This is a genomic window from Psychrobacter sp. 16-MNA-CIBAN-0192 (assembly GCF_040309565.1).
Taxonomy (GTDB): domain Bacteria; phylum Pseudomonadota; class Gammaproteobacteria; order Pseudomonadales; family Moraxellaceae; genus Psychrobacter.
On record NZ_JBEOOX010000100.1, the window covers coordinates 1 to 297 of the forward strand.

The following is a 297-nucleotide window of genomic DNA, read 5'->3' on the forward strand; positions in this document are numbered from 1 at the left end:
TATCTTGGTGCTTGTACGACTAAAAGATACAGTCTGTATTTTACATATTATCATAAGGCCGATGATATTTAAAAATTGTTTGCTCAATATTATTAAGCGTATGGTGTATCGCATTATTAAGCGTACGTAAAAACCACTTAATCCATTTTGTAATACAAAGCTCTCCACGTTGAGTGGCTTCAAGCACTTCGTAGTAGCTTTTTCTGTCTTCTAAAATAGCCACCGACATAGCGTAAAACCGAATTGACTCAGCATGTTCTTGCGCTAATGCCAGGTCGGTTATAAGCCGTGTAATAC

At 37.0% G+C, this 297-nt stretch carries 1 pseudogene; it reads right to left on the reverse strand.

Annotated features, from left to right (window positions below):
* Positions 1–40: 40 nt before the first annotated feature.
* Positions 41–297, reverse strand: a pseudogene (locus AAEY78_RS12515) (DUF4172 domain-containing protein); the annotation flags it as partial.